This is a genomic window from Bradyrhizobium sp. HKCCYLS3070 (assembly GCF_051167575.1).
Taxonomy (GTDB): Bacteria; Pseudomonadota; Alphaproteobacteria; order Rhizobiales; family Xanthobacteraceae; genus Bradyrhizobium.
In genome coordinates, this window is sequence record NZ_JBNPTI010000005.1 from 23,905 (window position 1) to 38,269 (window position 14,365).

Annotated in this window: 24 protein-coding genes; 4 read left to right on the forward strand and 20 right to left on the reverse strand. The window is 64.5% G+C overall.

Annotated features, from left to right (window positions below; all coding sequences use genetic code 11):
* Nucleotides 1-11: 11 nt before the first annotated feature.
* The 13 genes from ACQR03_RS17615 to ACQR03_RS17675 all read right to left on the reverse strand — a co-directional run bounded on the left by ACQR03_RS17615 (nt 12) and on the right by ACQR03_RS17675 (nt 7,656).
* On the reverse strand, nt 12-368 hold the full coding sequence (locus ACQR03_RS17615; protein ID WP_315713117.1) for a DUF3024 domain-containing protein: 357 nt from the start codon (nt 366-368) through the stop codon (nt 12-14).
* A gap of 6 nt (nt 369-374) precedes the next feature.
* The gene (locus ACQR03_RS17620) at nt 375-623 is read right to left on the reverse strand and encodes a nitrogen fixation protein NifZ (protein WP_315752850.1); all 249 of its coding nucleotides are present in this window, start codon (nt 621-623) and stop codon (nt 375-377) included.
* Complete coding sequence (locus ACQR03_RS17625) at nt 620-943, reverse strand: nitrogen fixation protein NifZ (protein ID WP_315752849.1); 324 nt, start codon at nt 941-943, stop codon at nt 620-622. The genes ACQR03_RS17620 and ACQR03_RS17625 overlap by 4 nt, the downstream gene beginning before the upstream one ends.
* Entirely contained in the window at nt 940-1,713 is a 774-nt protein-coding gene (locus tag ACQR03_RS17630; protein ID WP_315752848.1) for a 4Fe4S-binding leucine-rich repeat protein, read from the reverse strand. Before ACQR03_RS17630 ends, ACQR03_RS17625 begins: the two co-directional genes overlap by 4 nt.
* Nucleotides 1,706-2,239, reverse strand: a complete 534-nt coding sequence (locus ACQR03_RS17635; RefSeq protein ID WP_315752847.1) for a hypothetical protein — start codon at nt 2,237-2,239, stop codon at nt 1,706-1,708. Before ACQR03_RS17635 ends, ACQR03_RS17630 begins: the two co-directional genes overlap by 8 nt.
* Before the next feature lie 11 nt (nt 2,240-2,250).
* On the reverse strand, nt 2,251-2,580 hold the full coding sequence (locus ACQR03_RS17640; protein WP_315713125.1) for a HesB/IscA family protein: 330 nt from the start codon (nt 2,578-2,580) through the stop codon (nt 2,251-2,253).
* Between the two features lie 11 nt (nt 2,581-2,591).
* The gene (locus ACQR03_RS17645; protein WP_006609676.1) at nt 2,592-2,816 is read right to left on the reverse strand and encodes a YfhL family 4Fe-4S dicluster ferredoxin; all 225 of its coding nucleotides are present in this window, start codon (nt 2,814-2,816) and stop codon (nt 2,592-2,594) included.
* Nucleotides 2,817-2,871: 55 nt separating this feature from the next.
* Entirely contained in the window at nt 2,872-4,434 is a 1,563-nt protein-coding gene (nifB, locus tag ACQR03_RS17650) for a nitrogenase cofactor biosynthesis protein NifB (protein WP_315752846.1), read from the reverse strand.
* Nucleotides 4,435-4,698: 264 nt separating this feature from the next.
* Nucleotides 4,699-5,565, reverse strand: coding sequence for an SIR2 family NAD-dependent protein deacylase (locus ACQR03_RS17655; protein WP_315752845.1), 867 nt, complete (start codon nt 5,563-5,565; stop codon nt 4,699-4,701).
* Entirely contained in the window at nt 5,565-5,786 is a 222-nt protein-coding gene (nifT, locus tag ACQR03_RS17660) for a putative nitrogen fixation protein NifT (protein ID WP_315713133.1), read from the reverse strand. Before nifT ends, ACQR03_RS17655 begins: the two co-directional genes overlap by 1 nt.
* The gene (nifS, locus tag ACQR03_RS17665; protein ID WP_315752844.1) at nt 5,783-6,997 is read right to left on the reverse strand and encodes a cysteine desulfurase NifS; all 1,215 of its coding nucleotides are present in this window, start codon (nt 6,995-6,997) and stop codon (nt 5,783-5,785) included. Before nifS ends, nifT begins: the two co-directional genes overlap by 4 nt.
* 9 nt (nt 6,998-7,006) lie before the next feature.
* Complete coding sequence (locus ACQR03_RS17670) at nt 7,007-7,297, reverse strand: NifU family protein (protein WP_315713137.1); 291 nt, start codon at nt 7,295-7,297, stop codon at nt 7,007-7,009.
* Nucleotides 7,298-7,335: 38 nt separating this feature from the next.
* Entirely contained in the window at nt 7,336-7,656 is a 321-nt protein-coding gene (locus ACQR03_RS17675) for a HesB/IscA family protein (protein ID WP_257170758.1), read from the reverse strand.
* Between the two features lie 323 nt (nt 7,657-7,979).
* On the opposite strand from ACQR03_RS17675, the gene ACQR03_RS17680 reads away from it, so the two are divergent.
* Nucleotides 7,980-8,588 (forward strand): hypothetical protein, encoded by a 609-nt coding sequence (locus ACQR03_RS17680; RefSeq protein WP_315752843.1) that lies wholly within the window; start codon nt 7,980-7,982, stop codon nt 8,586-8,588.
* A 71-nt stretch (nt 8,589-8,659) separates the two neighbouring features.
* Here the strand turns inward: ACQR03_RS17680 and ACQR03_RS17685 are convergent, their stop codons facing one another.
* Nucleotides 8,660-9,079, reverse strand: coding sequence for a Rieske (2Fe-2S) protein (locus ACQR03_RS17685; protein ID WP_315752842.1), 420 nt, complete (start codon nt 9,077-9,079; stop codon nt 8,660-8,662).
* Between the two features lie 199 nt (nt 9,080-9,278).
* On the opposite strand from ACQR03_RS17685, the gene ACQR03_RS17690 reads away from it, so the two are divergent.
* The 3 genes from ACQR03_RS17690 to ACQR03_RS17700 are packed head-to-tail and all read left to right on the forward strand — an operon-like array spanning nt 9,279 to nt 10,982.
* Nucleotides 9,279-9,737, forward strand: coding sequence for a hypothetical protein (locus tag ACQR03_RS17690; protein ID WP_315752841.1), 459 nt, complete (start codon nt 9,279-9,281; stop codon nt 9,735-9,737).
* 53 nt (nt 9,738-9,790) lie between these two features.
* Entirely contained in the window at nt 9,791-10,642 is an 852-nt protein-coding gene (locus ACQR03_RS17695; protein ID WP_315752840.1) for a sulfurtransferase, read from the forward strand.
* A 22-nt stretch (nt 10,643-10,664) separates the two neighbouring features.
* On the forward strand, nt 10,665-10,982 hold the full coding sequence (locus ACQR03_RS17700; RefSeq protein WP_315713146.1) for a hypothetical protein: 318 nt from the start codon (nt 10,665-10,667) through the stop codon (nt 10,980-10,982).
* Nucleotides 10,983-11,185: 203 nt separating this feature from the next.
* Here ACQR03_RS17700 and hspQ read toward each other — a convergent pair whose 3' ends face one another.
* Genes hspQ through nifN form a run of 6 tightly spaced genes read right to left on the reverse strand, consistent with a single transcriptional unit; the run spans nt 11,186 to nt 14,361 of the window.
* Nucleotides 11,186-11,512, reverse strand: a complete 327-nt coding sequence (gene hspQ, locus ACQR03_RS17705) for a heat shock protein HspQ (protein WP_315752839.1) — start codon at nt 11,510-11,512, stop codon at nt 11,186-11,188.
* 19 nt (nt 11,513-11,531) lie between these two features.
* A complete protein-coding gene (gene fdxB, locus ACQR03_RS17710) occupies nt 11,532-11,819 on the reverse strand; it encodes a ferredoxin III, nif-specific (protein ID WP_315713149.1) in 288 nt (95 codons plus the stop codon).
* Nucleotides 11,820-11,842: 23 nt separating this feature from the next.
* Nucleotides 11,843-12,043, reverse strand: a complete 201-nt coding sequence (locus tag ACQR03_RS17715) for a CCE_0567 family metalloprotein (protein WP_315713150.1) — start codon at nt 12,041-12,043, stop codon at nt 11,843-11,845.
* Nucleotides 12,044-12,061: 18 nt separating this feature from the next.
* Nucleotides 12,062-12,532, reverse strand: coding sequence for a NifX-associated nitrogen fixation protein (locus ACQR03_RS17720; RefSeq protein ID WP_315752838.1), 471 nt, complete (start codon nt 12,530-12,532; stop codon nt 12,062-12,064).
* A gap of 10 nt (nt 12,533-12,542) precedes the next feature.
* The gene (gene nifX / locus ACQR03_RS17725; protein WP_315713153.1) at nt 12,543-12,938 is read right to left on the reverse strand and encodes a nitrogen fixation protein NifX; all 396 of its coding nucleotides are present in this window, start codon (nt 12,936-12,938) and stop codon (nt 12,543-12,545) included.
* Nucleotides 12,939-12,963: 25 nt separating this feature from the next.
* Nucleotides 12,964-14,361, reverse strand: coding sequence for a nitrogenase iron-molybdenum cofactor biosynthesis protein NifN (gene nifN, locus ACQR03_RS17730; RefSeq protein ID WP_315752837.1), 1,398 nt, complete (start codon nt 14,359-14,361; stop codon nt 12,964-12,966).
* Nucleotides 14,362-14,365: the final 4 nt, after the last annotated feature.

Sequence of the window (14,365 nt, forward strand, 5' to 3'; positions counted from 1 at the left end):
TCCTCTTCGCTCTACTGCCAGAAGATCCGCTCAGGGTCCGCGTTCAGCTCGTCGACCGCCGCGGTCAACCGCCGATGCAGACTGTGCAGCTCCCACGTCCCCTGCGCGTGATCTCTCCAGAACAGCTTCCACATCGCATTCGCGGGATCATGGCGCAGCAGCGCGACGTCGATCACCCCGCCGTCCTTGTCGATGTTGCGCGAGCAGCAAGGACTGCGGACGTGATAACCCTCGTCGACCGGCGACACCGTCGGCTCGACATAGCGGTAGCGCTTGCGTGACTTCAGCGCGCGCGCGATCCGCTTGCGATCCAACTCGTTGGGATGCGCGGGCAGGACAAAGCTGGGCTTGAGCGCGGTTGCAGCCATCGTGGATCATCGCACCTCAACCGGGACGATCTCCTCTTCGAGACAGCCCACGACGAGCTGCTCGCCGAACTCGACGAGATAGATCGGCATGTTCGCCTCGGTGTGGGTGCCGACCTGGACGATCTCACCCATATCGCCGACTCCGACCAGCTTGGCTTCGGCCGGCGCGTTCGGGAACGAGCCGTCATTGACGAGGTCGATCAGCGCCTTGACACGCTGGCCCCATTGATATTTCGGCAGGCGTGGCTCGATCATGATCTGTATGCTCCCGGCAGTGGCAGCTCGTCCTCGGTCTCCCCGCGGGGCACGGTGGATTCGAGCTCCTTGCGTTTCATGCCGACGCGGTTCCCGCTTTCGAGAAACTCGACGCCGTAGATGTAGAACTGCTGCAGGAAGGTTCCGATCGAGACGACGTAGCCGATCTCGCCCTTCTTCGCGAGGATCTCGCCGATTTCCTTGCCTGCGTAGGTGCCGTCGTTGCGGATCGTGCGCTTGGCCTTGACCTTCTCGCCGAACGTGAAGTACGGCGGCGCCGACAACTCCACGACCTCGCTGTCACGAACGATGTTGCTCATGCCGGTTTCTCCATGGCAGCTCCGAAGCGGTTCGCGAGCCGGTCGCGCGCCATCTCCTGCACCAGCGGGTCCTCGTCGCGCGCAAGCTCCGCGAGTTCACTGAGCGCGATCCGGCTCGCAACCTCGTGACGCACCCGCCAGTCGGCGTCCTTGCGCATCGCGGTGAGGAGATCCGGCGCGAGGCGCTCGGCGATCTCGAGCCGCACCCGTGGATCTGGGTCACTGATCATGCCGAGCAGCCAGTCGCTGGGGATGCGCCGCGCGACGACGCGGCGTACCTCGGCCTCCGGGTCCCCCATCATGCGGCCAAGCACGGACGGCACGATACGGCGCGCCACGACCAGGCGGACGTAATAGTCGTCGTCCATCATCATCGGCATCAGGTCTTCCGGATCGAGCACGGTCGCGATTCGAATGCGGACCTCGCGATGCGGATCATGGCGCAGCCGGAGCACCAGCCGCTTCGGCAACCGCCGCGCGGCGTTCCAGCGCACCGTCTCCTCGGGATCGTCGAGCAGCGGAGGCAGAAAGAACGGGCTGGCATGCTTCGCCGCGATAGCCCGCACCTCGAAATGCGGATGCTTGACGTAGCCGTTGGCGAGCGCCGGATTCCAGTTGAAGAAGCGGTCGATGCGGCGGGCGTAGCGGTCGTGCACGCAGGCGTGCCGAAGGCGACAGCCGCCGGATGCGTTGAGCTGCGCGTGCTCGCAGCCCTTACAGCTGATGTCGTTGCCCTGCCAGTCGATGGCCTCGTCGATGTCGTCATTCATCGTCGAGCTCCACCCGGTCGACCACCTCGAGCAGGACGCGTGCGCCGATCTTATCGCTGGGATCGAGCTCGAGCAGCTTTTGCACCGCGAGCCGTCCCTCGACGAGATTGCCGAGGCGCATCTGCAAATAGGCGTATCCCTTCAAGGTGAACATGAAGAAGCGCGGCAGCATGTTGTCATAGCTGCCGAACTCGGCATGACCGGCGCGAACGTCGCGCCAGTGCGGCGGCAAGCAGTTTTCGGCGGCCGCCTTGGCGAGGCATCGCTTGGCGATGCGCAGCGCGTCGGCGAGCCGTCCCTTGTAGAAATAGAACCGGTAGAAGCCGATCAGGACCGCTGCATGCCCAGGCGCCAGCGCTTCCGCCTCTTTCAGGTGCGTCTCCGCGACCTCGTCGAGATGATAGCTCTGGCCCGCCTGCCACAGATGATACTCGGCTTCCTCCGGCAGGCCGCCGCCGAGCAGCGCGTCGGCGAGCAACGCGTCCTCGATGGCGGTCTGAGAGCTGGGCCGGGCATCGGTGGGCATGGCGGGCTGTCCTAGTGCTCCAGCGCCTTCAAGGCGTGGGTCGAGCACGAAACCTGCTTCGGATCGTGAAACACGAGGCCGGTCTGCGTCGCAGTATCCGCGAAGTCGATGGTCACACCGTCGAGCAGCAAGCGGCTTTCCGCCGGCAGAAACAGCCTGACACCGTCGCGCTCGACCACGGCATCACCGGGCTGCGGCGTGGCGAGCACGCTGATATCGGCCGCAAGGCCGGAGCAGCCGCCGGGCGACACCGCGAGACGGAAGCCGGAGCCCGCGGTACCGTCGGTTCGCAGCATCATTCGCATGAATTTTTGCGCGGCAGGCGTGAGGGTGAAGTTCATCTCGGTCTCCCTCAAGCCGGCGGCTGGTAGCGCGGGAACGAATTGTCGATCACGCAGGTGTTGTCGACCGGGCAGACCGCCGCGCATTGCGGCTCGTCGAAATGGCCGATGCATTCTGTGCACTTCTTCGGATCGATCACGAAGGTGCCGTTCTTCTCCGAGATCGCCACGTTCGGACATTCGGGTTCACAGGCCGAGCAGCTCGTGCACTGCGAGGCAATGATCTTCAAGGTCATCAAAGGCTCCTGTCGAAGGGGCCCGGCGACGCAACAGCGTCGCCGGGGTCTGGTGTCACGCCGCCGAAATCAGGGCGCCCTGGCGAATTTCGGCGTCACCGCGCACGACGTGCTGGATTTCGCCGCTGTTCACCTTGTCGAGGTAGTCCTTGAACCAGGCGATCGCGGACTTTTCGATGAACTCGTGCGCGAACTGATCGACCGGCTCGATGCCCGCGGCCAGCAGGTCGCTCTTCGGGCAGCCGCCGATCTTGGCCACGAACACCGCATGGCAGTCGTTGATGGCGCGGATGACGGTCTCCAGGCTGTCCTCGTCGCCATAGCCGCCCTGGCAGTACAGGTCGACACGGCGGTGACCGACGAACTTGGCACCGGCGGTGGAGAGCTCGTAGACCTGGAACTCCTTGGCGTGGCCGAAATGTTCGTTGATCAGGCCCGAGCCCTTGGTCGCGACCGCGATCAAGAGCTTGATGTCGCTCGACTGGCCGGCGAGCGAGGCGAGCTCCTCCTGCTTCGCCACGACCTTGGCGACACGCTCCTGCTCGACCGCCTCCTGATAGGCCTTGCGACTGTCGATATCGTAGTTCACCTCCATCGCCATGATCTTGTCGGTGGTGAATTCGGCCGAGCGATCCTCACCGAGCAGGCCCACGGCGTCCGCGCGGCACTGGCGGCAATGCCGCATCATGTTCATCTCGCCTTCGCACTCGTCCTGCAGCGCCTTCAGCTCCTGCGCGGTCGGACCGCGCTGGCCGGTCAAACCGAACACGGTGCCGTGCTCCGGCGACGAGATCAGCGGCATGATGTTGTGCAGGAACGCGCCGCGCGACTTCACCGCCTTGTTGACCTCGACGAGGTGCTTGTCGTTGACCCCTGGGATCATCACCGAGTTGACCTTGCAGAGGATGCCGCGCTCGGTCAGCATCTCCAGGCCCTGCAACTGGCGGTCGGTGAGCAGCTTGGCCGCCTCGACGCCGGTGTAGCGCTTGTGCTTCCAGAAAACCCAGGGATAGATCTTGGCGCCGATCTCGGGATCGACCATGTTGATGGTAATCGTGACGTGGTCGACGTTGAAGCCGGCGATGGTGTCGACGTGGTCGGGCAGCGCGAGACCGTTGGTCGACAGGCAGAGCTTGATGTCGGGGGCGGTGCGCGCGATCAGCTCGAAGGTCTTGAACGTCTTCTCGGGATTGGCGAGCGGATCGCCAGGGCCGGCAATGCCCAGCACGGTCATCTGCGGAATGGTCGAGGCAACGGCGAGCACCTTCTTGGCGGCTTGCTCGGGCGACAGCTTTTCGCTGACGACGCCCGGACGCGACTCGTTGGCGCAGTCATATTTTCGGTTGCAGTAGTTGCACTGGATGTTGCAGGCGGGCGCGACGGCGACGTGCATGCGCGCGTAGTGATGATGCGCCTCCTCGCTGTAGCAGGGATGGTTCTTCACCTTCTCCCAGATCTCCGGCGGCAGGTCGTTCTCGCCGGCGCCCGAGCCACAGCTCGCCTTGCCGCTGCCGCCCGAGGTGCCGCAACCCTTGTGTTCCGCGATGGTCTGCATCACCGAGCTCAGCTTGTCGCCGTCCGGTATCGTCGCCTGTTCGTGCTGCACTGACGCGTCCATGTCCGCTCCTTAACGTTGCTGGCGAGCCGCAAACCGCCTTGGGCTAGGGTTCAGCAACTCGCGTGCCACGCCGCGGACAAGATCATTTCGTCAGACTATCAACGCCTTAGCCAAATCATCGCGCCTGTCGCCTTGCCAACATGCGAAAGGCTCTCGTTTCGGACGTTGTTAGAAACGTTACAGACTCGAATTGGGACACAGGACGAACGGCAAAACAGCGCAGCTTGCGGCCACGCTGTTCGATTTCCGGTGTCGTGGTCTCGCTCAGCCGCCGATGATGATCTCGCTCGCGCGGGCCAGCGGAATCGCGATCGGCGTCAACCGCTCGGCGATGAAGAACTTCAGCTCGTTCTTCGACAATGAGTCGGGCTCGACCAGGACGTAGTGATCGGCGCCGGAGCGCTTGATGACCTGGCGGCCATAGGTGCGCAGCAACTGGTCGTTGAAGCGGCAGCCGATGAACAGGAAGGTGCGGTCGGTGCGCCGGTCCTTGACCGTGTCGGGTATCGGTGTCTGGATATCGATGTCGGTCAGCACCTCGACATAGTCGGCGTCGGTGATCAGGAAGTTCCTGGCCGGCGTGATCCCGCCATGCGGCTTGTAGAGCAGCGTAGTCCAGCTTGCGGCCTTCTCGCGATCGCTCTCGGCGCCCGCGGCGTCGTAGAAGCGATACCAGCGGTCCTCGCCGATTCCGGCCCGCGTGATGCCCTGCACCTCGCCCCAATCGCCGCGCCCGGCGAGCGCGGTTCGCATTGCGCCGTCATACCAACTGTCGACGATCATCGGCAGCGGCAGCGACGCCAGATGCTGCTGCAGCGGTGTCGGTGCAACGGGCGCGGCAAAGGCTTCGGCCATCAACGCCGTCACCGTCGAGCGGTGGCGCGTGCTCTCGATGTGCTGGGCTGAAGCCCACGCATTGCCCTTGGCTCGGCGCGGCAGCGCCACCTTGGTGCCGAAGAACGCAGCCAGCGCTTCGGGATTCATCGGCACCGTGGCGCCGGACTGCTCCGACACGGCGGGACCGAGGAACGGGACGACCTTGCCGGCCTTCAGTCCGGCGACGACGTCCTTGAGCAGGGCCTCGGCATCGGCCTGCTTGACGATGTCGATATGAGGAAGCGGCGCATTCATCACTCGTCCCCTTCGCCACCGCGCTTGCGCGCGTTGATCGTGATCGGCAGCCGCGTGTCGGCGGCCATCTGCGGCAGTTCGAGGACCCATCCGTTGGCGATGCGGATCCAGCCGCCCCACAAGGACTCGTGCTCCGACTCGACGATGGGCTCCTCGAGATCCTTTTTGGGGACGTAGATCGACAAGCCCGTTTCCGGCGAGCGGCGGATCATGACTTTCATTGCGTGAGCTCCGTAGGGCGAAGGGCGTCCGTCGAGGGCGATTGACGATGCTGCAGACAGGCCGGCGAGGTCTCGCGCAGCCGGCCGACGATGTCGGGCAGGATCTGCAGCATGCGATCGATGTCGTCGTCCGTGGTGTCGCGCGACAGCGAGAACCGGACAGCCCCGCGCAGCAGGTCCGGCGGCACGTTCATCGCGCGGAGCACGTGCGACGGCTCCATCGAGCCGGAGGCGCAGGCCGAGCCGAGCGAGGCGGCGATACCGGCTTGGTTCAGCCGCATGACGATCGGCTCGCCCTCGAGATGCTGGAAGGCGATGTTGGAGGTGTTCGGCAGCCGCGCAGCGAGGTCGCCGAGCACGACGCAATGGCCGACGCTCTGGAGGATGCCCTGCTCCAGCCGGTCGCGCAGCGCGCGGACGCGGCCCTGCTCGTCCGCGAGATGCTTTGCCGCCAGCTCGGCCGCCTTGCCGAGCCCGATGATGCCCGGCACGTTCTCGGTGCCGCCGCGCCGGCGGCGCTCCTGCGGGCCGCCGCGCAGCAGCGGCGCGAACGGTGTGCCCTTCCGAACATAAAGCGCACCGATGCCCTTGGGGCCGTGCAGCTTGTGGCCGGACAACGACAGCATGTCGACGCCAGCGGATTTCAGATCGATCGCGATCTTGCCGACCGCCTGCACGGCGTCGGTGTGGAACAGCGCGCCGGCCTCATGCGCGAGCCTGGCCAGATCGGACACCGGAAACAGCGTGCCGGTTTCGTTGTTGGCCCACATCACCGAGGCGATCGCCGTGCGCGGGCCGAGCGCGCGCTTGTAAGCCTCGAGATCGAGCCGGCCGGCCGCATCGACGCCGATCAGATGCACCGTGAGGCCGCGCTTGCCGCTGAGATACTCGACGAGCGACAGGATTGCGGGATGCTCCACCGCCGTCGTGACGATCTCGTCGCGACCGTCCTGCGTCTCAAGCGCCGACAGCAGCGCGGTGTTGTCGGATTCCGTCCCACCGGAGGTAAAGACGATCTCGTGGTCGAAGGCGGCGCCCAGCAGCGCCTGCAGGCTCTTGCGCGCCTGCCTCACGGCCCCGGCGACCTCGCTGCCGAAGGCATGCGAGGATGAAGCATTGCCGAACTGGTCCGTAAAGAACGGCAACATCGCCGCGACGACCTCCGGATCGGCTCGTGTCGTCGCGTTGTTGTCGAGATAGACCGGACGCAAGGCCGCTCCTTAATGCCGCGCCTTGGCTGCGCCGGCCACCGGAACGAGGCGGACGAATTCGCCGAGCTTCTCGATCATGCGCGCCTGGATGCCCTCCAGCGTCGCGCTGGCGAGCTTGCAGAAGATGCAGGCGCCGGCGAGCTTGACCATGATCTTGTTGCCGTCAATCTCGACGAGCTCGCAATCGCCGCCGTCGCGCTTGAGGTTCGGACGGACCTCCTCGATCACGGCCCGGATGATCCGCTCGCGCTCGCTCATCTGCGACGGCGCTTCGACGATGCCCTGGGATTCGACCAGCATGGTTTCACTTCTCGCGTGTTGGATGATCGAGCGAAGACTCAAGCGAACGACTTGCCGCAGCCGCAGCTCGACTTGGCATTCGGGTTCTCGAAGGTGAAGCCGGAGCCCTCGAGCGCGATGACGAAATCGATCGTCGTGCCTTCGAGATATTCGAGGCTCTTGTGATCGACGAGCACGCGCACGCCCTCGCGCTCGATCACGGTGTCCTCCGGCTCGCTGCCGCTGACGAGGCCCATGTTGTATTTGAGCCCGGCGCAGCCGCCGGCTTCGACCATGATCCTGAGGCCGTCGACCGGCTTGTCGGAGGTCGTGATCGCGTTGCGGACCGCATTGATGGCGCTGTCGGTCAGGTTGATCATCATCGTCTCGCCTTTCCCATTCGGCTGTTGTGAACGGAATTGGCAAGTCTCATGCCATGCAGCAATCGCCTGAAAGACCTCAGCTTTTCATGCTGTCGCTGTGGCGTTTCCGACGCGTGTCGGCTTTCCGACAGGCGCTGTTCACGCCGTGTCGCGCGGGAGTCGGCGCGATGTCGGGGCGCAAACCCGACAATCACTGGCGCGAGAGGCAAAAGAACCAAGCAAATCAAGCCGCCACACACACCGGCAGACAATTTGCATCACGTCCCTTTCGACCGCGCCGTGCGGCGAACGGCTGACAAGGACATGCGAGGGGATTGCTGATGACGACATTGGAGAAGACGGTTGCGATCGAGACCACCGCGCTCGCGCAGCTCGACAAGGAAGGGCGGCTGCTGAACGCCGTTCTCAAGGCGCCGACCACCAAGCCGGGACGGTTCGGCTTCCGCGGCGATATCGCGCTGAAGTTCCAGACCCAGGTTGCGGACGAGAAGCGTCCGCCGGACTTCTCGATCGAGCAGGTGCTGACGATCGCGCAAGACGGTGCATCAACGATCCCGGTGCTCGCCGGCTACATCCACTCGCTGGCCTATCTCGAGACCGCGGCCGAGGTGCTCAAGGGCCTGCTGACGCCGGACGGCAAGTACCTCATGTTCTGCAACAACATCGATCTGCTGGCGAAGTACCGCATCAAGATCGACGACATCACCTTCTACGTGCTGCCTTGCGACGAATCCACGGTCTGGAAGGAGATGCTGGAGCTGCTGTCGATCGACAAGAACGACATCAAGAAGCTCGATACCGCCGGCAAGCTCGACTACGTGCTCGACGCCGCCAAGGACTTCAGCGAGAACTACGATCTCGTGCCCTACGCGGATGCACTGGCCAGGATGGAGCCGGTCAAGAACCGCAACGAGAACCGGCCAGTCTGAGACCGTTCGTTTCTTCAAATTCAAGATGAAGTCCCGGCAGTTTCCGTCGGGACTTCACCGCGATCGCCGCCTCAGCCTTCCTCACACTGCAGGCCGGTCTCACCCTCTTCCTCGTCATCCTCGACCAGGGTCACGCCGGTCACGCAGATGTCGCCATCCAGCACGCTCAGCGCGACCGGCGTCAGGCTCTCGCCCCTGCACGGGCCATCGACGCAGAGCCCGGTACCGATCTCGAACAGCGAGCCGTGCTTGCCGCAGAGGATGCGAAGGCCGTTGCCGTCCAGGAACTGATTGCGCTCCCAGTCGAGATTGACCTTGTCGTGCGGGCACATGTTCAGATAGCCGAACACCTGCTTGCCCCAGCGGATCACGAAGATCGGCCACGGGCGGTGGCTGCCGTCCTCCGCGACGATCATGAGCTGGAAGCCCATGGCGCGGCGGCTCGGAATGTCGTTGAAGCTGCAGATGGCGTAGGCGACGTCGGTCGTCATGTCGGGCCTCATCGATGTCTGGCGCATCTCCGACACGGCCGCTTCGGCGCAGCAGGAGCGACGGTCGGCTCGCTTGCGAGCCGCGTTGCAAGATTCGCGCAACTCCGCCTGTCCGCCTCGCCTTCTTTGCTGCTGCGATAGACTGGCACAGAACTTGAAAATTTCTCCTGCAAAGGCGCCTCTTTGTAAGGAGATCGACATGAACGTGGCACTGGAATTCGTCGAGAGCTCGCTCGACGACATCAAGGCGGCAATGGAGGGCGGCACGCTGACGGTCTACTCGGTGGCGCGTCCGATCACCGCGGACAAGCCGGTCGACCGCAGCGGCGTGCTCGCGACCTTCACGTTCGGCTCGCCCGCCTTCGGCGCCGCGGTGGATGGCCTCGAGCAGCCGAACTTCGTCGCGACGTCCGTGCCGGCGGCCACCGTCGGCACGCCCGGCTTTGCGCGGGCGCGCAAGGCGGACGGTACTACCGTCGCCGATTTCTCCGCCGGCCCAGGCGAGCGCGAAATCAAGTTCACCGAAGTGTCGTGCTCGCCCGGCGCGCCGGTCACGGTCGCGACCTTCAAGATCGTCGCCGAAGGCGGCTGGCCGGAGCGTCCGGAATACTACGACACCCATCCACGCCCGGGCTATCCGATGCCGAAGACGCTCTGACGCCCGCAAGCGCGTCAGTCATCCTGTTGGCTCTTCAAATCGCGAGCGCATGCATGAGCACGGATCCCTCGAGCACCCTGGTCAGCTCCGACTGGCTGGCACAACATCTTTCCGATCCCGCCACCAAGATCCTCGACTGCACCTGGCACCATCCGAGCACCAACCTGGACGGCCGTACGCAATACCGCGGCCGGCACCTGCCGGGCTCAGTGCATTTCGATATCGACCAGGTCGCCGACAAGTCCAACCCGCTGCCGCACATGCTGCCGTCAGCGGGCGATTTCGCCCACAAGGTCGGGCTGCTCGGCATCAGCAATGCCGATCGCGTCGTCGTCTACGACCGTCACTATGGCGGCTCGGCCGCGGGCCGCGTGTGGTGGATGTTCCGCGTATTCGGGCACGACAACGTCGCCCTGCTCGACGGCGGCTTCGGCAAATGGACCAAGGAGAAGAGGCCGGCGGAGATGACGCCGGTGCGCCCGGTGCCGGCGAGCTTCACGGCCAGCTTCCAGCCCGGCCTGGTCGCGACCTCGGCCGACGTGCGTCGCCTGCTGCAGGCCGGCGGCCAACTCATCGATGCGCGCGGGCCCGGCAAGTTCGACGGCACGCAGGCAGACGTGTTCACCTTCAAGCGCCAGGGCCACATTCCAGGTGCCATCAACCTGCCCTGGGCCGATCTGGTCGATCCGGACTCCGGCGTGCTGCTGGCGCCCGACGCGCTCACCGCACGCTTTACGGCCGCGGGCGTCGATCTGAACAAGCCGATCGTTACCACCTGCGCCTCGGGCATCACCTCCTGCATGCTGGCGTTGGCGCTCTACCGGCTCGGCGTTCCGAACGCCGCCGTCTACGACGGCGCTTGGGCGGAATGGAGCCAGCTCGACGACACGCCGGTCGCGGCGTGATTTCAACGACGGGAGCACGAGCATGGCAAAGACTCTGGTCAAGACCACGCAGGACGGCCGCAAGGTCGAGGTGATTGGCCTCGCCATCTGCCTCGAAGGCGAGCTCGAGGCGTTCGAGCTGGTCGAGGTCAAGCTGCATCCGAACCGGCGCAAGATCTGGGAGGCCGCGCCCGACGCGACTCACATGGCCGGCCGCATCACTTTGACCAAGGACGAGGCAGCGATCGTCGAGAGCGCGTTCGCCGCCGCCCAGGCCGAGATCCTCGCCAACCCCGCCGCGATCAACGAGCGCTTCCGGATCGCGGCGATGTGGAAGGCCAGGGAACAGGGGATCGAGTAAAAGTCCCCGCTTTCGGCCTGGCCCTCATCTCTCGACCGTCATTCCGGGGCGCGCGAAGCGCGCGCCCCGGAATGACGAGCGGATAGATCGTGGCCAACACAAGTCTCCGTCATCGCGAACGCAGCGACGCGATCCAGGGCCGCACGACGACTCTGGATTGCTTCGTCGCCTGCGGCTCCTCGCAATGACGGCAGTGGCAAGATCTACTGAAAGATCCGCCCGCGGTAGCGATAGCTGCCCTCATCGTCGACATCGAACAGTTCGCCGATATCGGGATGCTTCACCGGCTCCCCGGAAGCGTCCGCCACCAAGTTCTGCTCAGGCACATAGGCGATGTAGCTGCTCTCGCCGCATTCGGCGAGCAGATAGTAGAATGGCTGCTCCTTGTCGAGCCTGGCGTCCATGGTGATGGCGCGCCAGCCCTCTTCCTCGGAGAACGACAGGTCGACATCGAACACGACGCCGCGCAGATCGTAGACGCGGTGCCGAGTCACCTGGCCGATCGTGAATTTCGCCTCCATCCGCATCATGGCAGCACGCTCGACAATCTCAGGCCGCCGGCGAATGGGTCTGGCAGTTGGTCGGGCAGACCCGGGCGCAGGCGCCGCAGCCGATGCAAGCGCCGGTGTCGTTCATGACCATGATCTTCTTCTCGACCTCGTCATCCTCGTCGTCGTCGAGCTCGACGAACTCGCCCTCGTCGTTGATGCCCTTCAGGGTCATGACCTCGCGGCCACACACCTTGTAGCAGCGGCCGCAGCCGATGCACTTGGCCGGATCGATGGCGACCAGATAGTCCGGCCGCCAGTCGCGACCGTCACGGGTTGCGTTGGACATGATGACGGATCCTCAAATCGGGCTTACGCGGTTTCGAGCTTCTTCAGCTCGGCCCGCTTCTTCTCCAGCTCGGCGAACGCGTCATGCGCCTTCTGCGCCGTCGGCAGGATCTGGTCCCAGTTGATGGGCAGTTCCTCCGACAGGTCGTGCAGGTTCATCTTGGCATCCATGGCGCGTGCCGACAGCTTCTTGATCTCGGCCTTCAGGGTATCCAGGTCGCTCATCTCTCTCATCCTCGCCGTTCAGTAGTTCGCGACGTCCTTGAACTTCTCGATCATCTCGACGCCGGCCTTGACGAACTTGTCGCCTTCGTCGGCCAGCTTGCCGAGATTGTCGAAGCCGAAGCGGTGGACGTCGCGCAGCTGCTTGTTGACGACGATCAGCCGGCCGCCGATCAGCACCATGCGGCCGAAGCCCTCGTGACTCATCTTCAGCATCGGCGAGATCATGACGCCGGTGGCCTTCTCGATCGACAGTGCGACCGCATTGAAGAACAGCTCCAGCCGCCAGATCGTCTCCGGATCGGGATCGCCGATGATCGGCAACGCCCGCCGCTTCTCCTTGTCCAGGATGTAGGGCTCGAGCAGGTCGATGTCCTTCTTGCCTTCCCATGCGCCATGGGTGTCCTGGGCGCGCCACACCTTGATCAGCTCCTTGACGAAGGGCCGCTGCTCGGCGGGGATGGTTTCGACGGCTACCGCGGTATCGGACATGGTGGTTTCCTCATTCCTCGAAATCGAGCGCGCGTTCCTGGCCCTTGGCCAGCGCCTTGCGCAGCCAGGGCGGCGGCGTGCCCTTGAGCACCGCCTGCAGCTTGCCGAGCAGATCGGTGATCTCCTCGGGCTGGGTGACCTTCATCGGATGGATGTTGTTGGCGACGACGCGCGCTGCGCCGGAGCCGCCGATCGCGGCGACATAGAGGATCGCGCAATCCTTGATCGCCTCGATCTTCGGCGCCAGCTTGTCCTCGTTGCCATCCTCCTTGAGATCGCCGTCGAACTCGACCTTCTCGATGAAGCGGTAGCCCTCGGGATCGAGATCGTAGATCGCGATGTTCTTGGCCCAGCCGAAATGGGCGTCGACGCGCTTCAGATCCTGGGTAGCGAATGCGACTTTCATGTCGTCGGTCCTTTCTCCTGAAACGTCAATGCAGTGGCGCCACGACGGCGGTGTCGATCGATGCCTGTTCGAGGTCCTTCCAGGGATCGAGCCAGGTGTCGGGCGTCGGCTGATGGTTGTCCTCGCGATCGGCGATGATCAGATTGGCGAGCGCAAAGATCAGATCGCGCGTGCCGCGATAGCCGACCGTCAGGAGATGCCCTGCCCCGAGCCGGTCGAACATCGGAAAGCCGATCCGGTAGAACGGGATCTTGAGGCGGGCGGCGGCCTGGCGGCCGTGCGAATGCGTGAGCATCAAGCCGCAGTCGCGCTCCTTTGCCAGGTTTTCGAGATCCTCGAGATCGCCGATCAGCACTTCATCGCAGGGCATCCGCTCGAGCACCGGCGACTGCGTCGTGGTGACCGCCACCGACACATGCGCGCCCATGTCGTGCAGCATGCTCGCGACGTCGAACAGCAGATCCGGCTCGGCGCCAACAGCGAGCTTGCGGCCGCCAATGTGGAAATGCGCATCCAGCATCGCGTCCGCGAGCTGGCCGCGCTGCCGTCGATATTTCACCGGCACCGGGCGTCCCGAGATCTTGCTGAGGAACGTCATGAACTCGTCGTTCGGCAGCAGCCCGCAGAGCCGCTCGAACAGCCGATACGGCACGCCGGTCCTGGCCTGCATCGCTTCCGCCGCTCGCTTCATTTGCGCCCCGATCGCGATCGTCCAGGACGCGCTGCCCATGGTCGCAATCTCTTCCAGGCCGATGCCGCCGATCGTTGTCGGCGTGAACTCGTCGGGGATGTGGCCGTCGAGCGAGCCGCCGATATCCGGCAGGAACGATGGCTCCAGACCGAAATCCTCGATGATGGTGCGCAGCTCCTCGATATCCCCCGGCGTCAGATGGCAGCCCGGCAGCACGTTGACCCGCGCCGGGTCGCGACGGGTCGAGGTCGGCTTGTCGACGAGCACCTCGACCATCTTGGCGACGGTCTTGTCCCAACCGTCCTGGAACGCGTCCTTGAAGTCCGGCGTCGAGACGTAGACCAGCGGATAATTCGCGAGATCTGGATGTTTCTCGCGGATCAGCCTGATGTAGCCGTCGACGTCGTCGCCCTTGGTCTCGGTGACGCCGGTCGAGCAGATGCCGATGATCTCCGGCTTTTGTCGCTTGTAGATGTTGAGGATCGCCTGCTCGACATTCTCATAGCCGCCGAGCACGGTGGCGACCTCGCTCATCGCCGTCGTCTGCATCGGCACCGCTTCCTTGAAGTGGCGCACGAACAAGGTCAGGCCGAACGAGGTGCAGCCCTGCGAACCATGCAGCAGCGGCATCGCGCCGCGCAGGCCGAGGAAGGCGAACGAGCCGCCGATCGGCTGGCTCATCTTGAGCGGATTGACCGCGCAGGCCTTCTTTCCAATGGTGACCTTGGCCATGAGC

Excerpts from the sequence above, each read along its gene's own strand:
- ACQR03_RS17615 (WP_315713117.1), bottom strand. The coding sequence starts at position 368 with ATGGCTGCAACCGCGCTCAAGCCCAGCTTTGTCCTGCCCGCGCATCCC.
- ACQR03_RS17620 (WP_315752850.1), bottom strand. The coding sequence starts at position 623 with ATGATCGAGCCACGCCTGCCGAAATATCAATGGGGCCAGCGTGTCAAG.
- ACQR03_RS17625 (WP_315752849.1), bottom strand. The coding sequence starts at position 943 with ATGAGCAACATCGTTCGTGACAGCGAGGTCGTGGAGTTGTCGGCGCCG.
- ACQR03_RS17630 (WP_315752848.1), bottom strand. The coding sequence starts at position 1,713 with ATGAATGACGACATCGACGAGGCCATCGACTGGCAGGGCAACGACATC.
- ACQR03_RS17635 (WP_315752847.1), bottom strand. The coding sequence starts at position 2,239 with ATGCCCACCGATGCCCGGCCCAGCTCTCAGACCGCCATCGAGGACGCG.
- ACQR03_RS17640 (WP_315713125.1), bottom strand. The coding sequence starts at position 2,580 with ATGAACTTCACCCTCACGCCTGCCGCGCAAAAATTCATGCGAATGATG.
- ACQR03_RS17645 (WP_006609676.1), bottom strand. The coding sequence starts at position 2,816 with ATGACCTTGAAGATCATTGCCTCGCAGTGCACGAGCTGCTCGGCCTGT.
- nifB (WP_315752846.1), bottom strand. The coding sequence starts at position 4,434 with ATGGACGCGTCAGTGCAGCACGAACAGGCGACGATACCGGACGGCGAC.
- ACQR03_RS17655 (WP_315752845.1), bottom strand. The coding sequence starts at position 5,565 with ATGAATGCGCCGCTTCCTCATATCGACATCGTCAAGCAGGCCGATGCC.
- nifT (WP_315713133.1), bottom strand. The coding sequence starts at position 5,786 with ATGAAAGTCATGATCCGCCGCTCGCCGGAAACGGGCTTGTCGATCTAC.
- ACQR03_RS17670 (WP_315713137.1), bottom strand. The coding sequence starts at position 7,297 with ATGCTGGTCGAATCCCAGGGCATCGTCGAAGCGCCGTCGCAGATGAGC.
- ACQR03_RS17675 (WP_257170758.1), bottom strand. The coding sequence starts at position 7,656 with ATGATCAACCTGACCGACAGCGCCATCAATGCGGTCCGCAACGCGATC.
- ACQR03_RS17680 (WP_315752843.1), top strand. The coding sequence starts at position 7,980 with ATGACGACATTGGAGAAGACGGTTGCGATCGAGACCACCGCGCTCGCG.
- ACQR03_RS17685 (WP_315752842.1), bottom strand. The coding sequence starts at position 9,079 with ATGACGACCGACGTCGCCTACGCCATCTGCAGCTTCAACGACATTCCG.
- ACQR03_RS17690 (WP_315752841.1), top strand. The coding sequence starts at position 9,279 with ATGAACGTGGCACTGGAATTCGTCGAGAGCTCGCTCGACGACATCAAG.
- ACQR03_RS17695 (WP_315752840.1), top strand. The coding sequence starts at position 9,791 with ATGAGCACGGATCCCTCGAGCACCCTGGTCAGCTCCGACTGGCTGGCA.
- ACQR03_RS17700 (WP_315713146.1), top strand. The coding sequence starts at position 10,665 with ATGGCAAAGACTCTGGTCAAGACCACGCAGGACGGCCGCAAGGTCGAG.
- hspQ (WP_315752839.1), bottom strand. The coding sequence starts at position 11,512 with ATGATGCGGATGGAGGCGAAATTCACGATCGGCCAGGTGACTCGGCAC.
- fdxB (WP_315713149.1), bottom strand. The coding sequence starts at position 11,819 with ATGTCCAACGCAACCCGTGACGGTCGCGACTGGCGGCCGGACTATCTG.
- ACQR03_RS17715 (WP_315713150.1), bottom strand. The coding sequence starts at position 12,043 with ATGAGCGACCTGGATACCCTGAAGGCCGAGATCAAGAAGCTGTCGGCA.
- ACQR03_RS17720 (WP_315752838.1), bottom strand. The coding sequence starts at position 12,532 with ATGTCCGATACCGCGGTAGCCGTCGAAACCATCCCCGCCGAGCAGCGG.
- nifX (WP_315713153.1), bottom strand. The coding sequence starts at position 12,938 with ATGAAAGTCGCATTCGCTACCCAGGATCTGAAGCGCGTCGACGCCCAT.
- nifN (WP_315752837.1), bottom strand. The coding sequence starts at position 14,361 with ATGGCCAAGGTCACCATTGGAAAGAAGGCCTGCGCGGTCAATCCGCTC.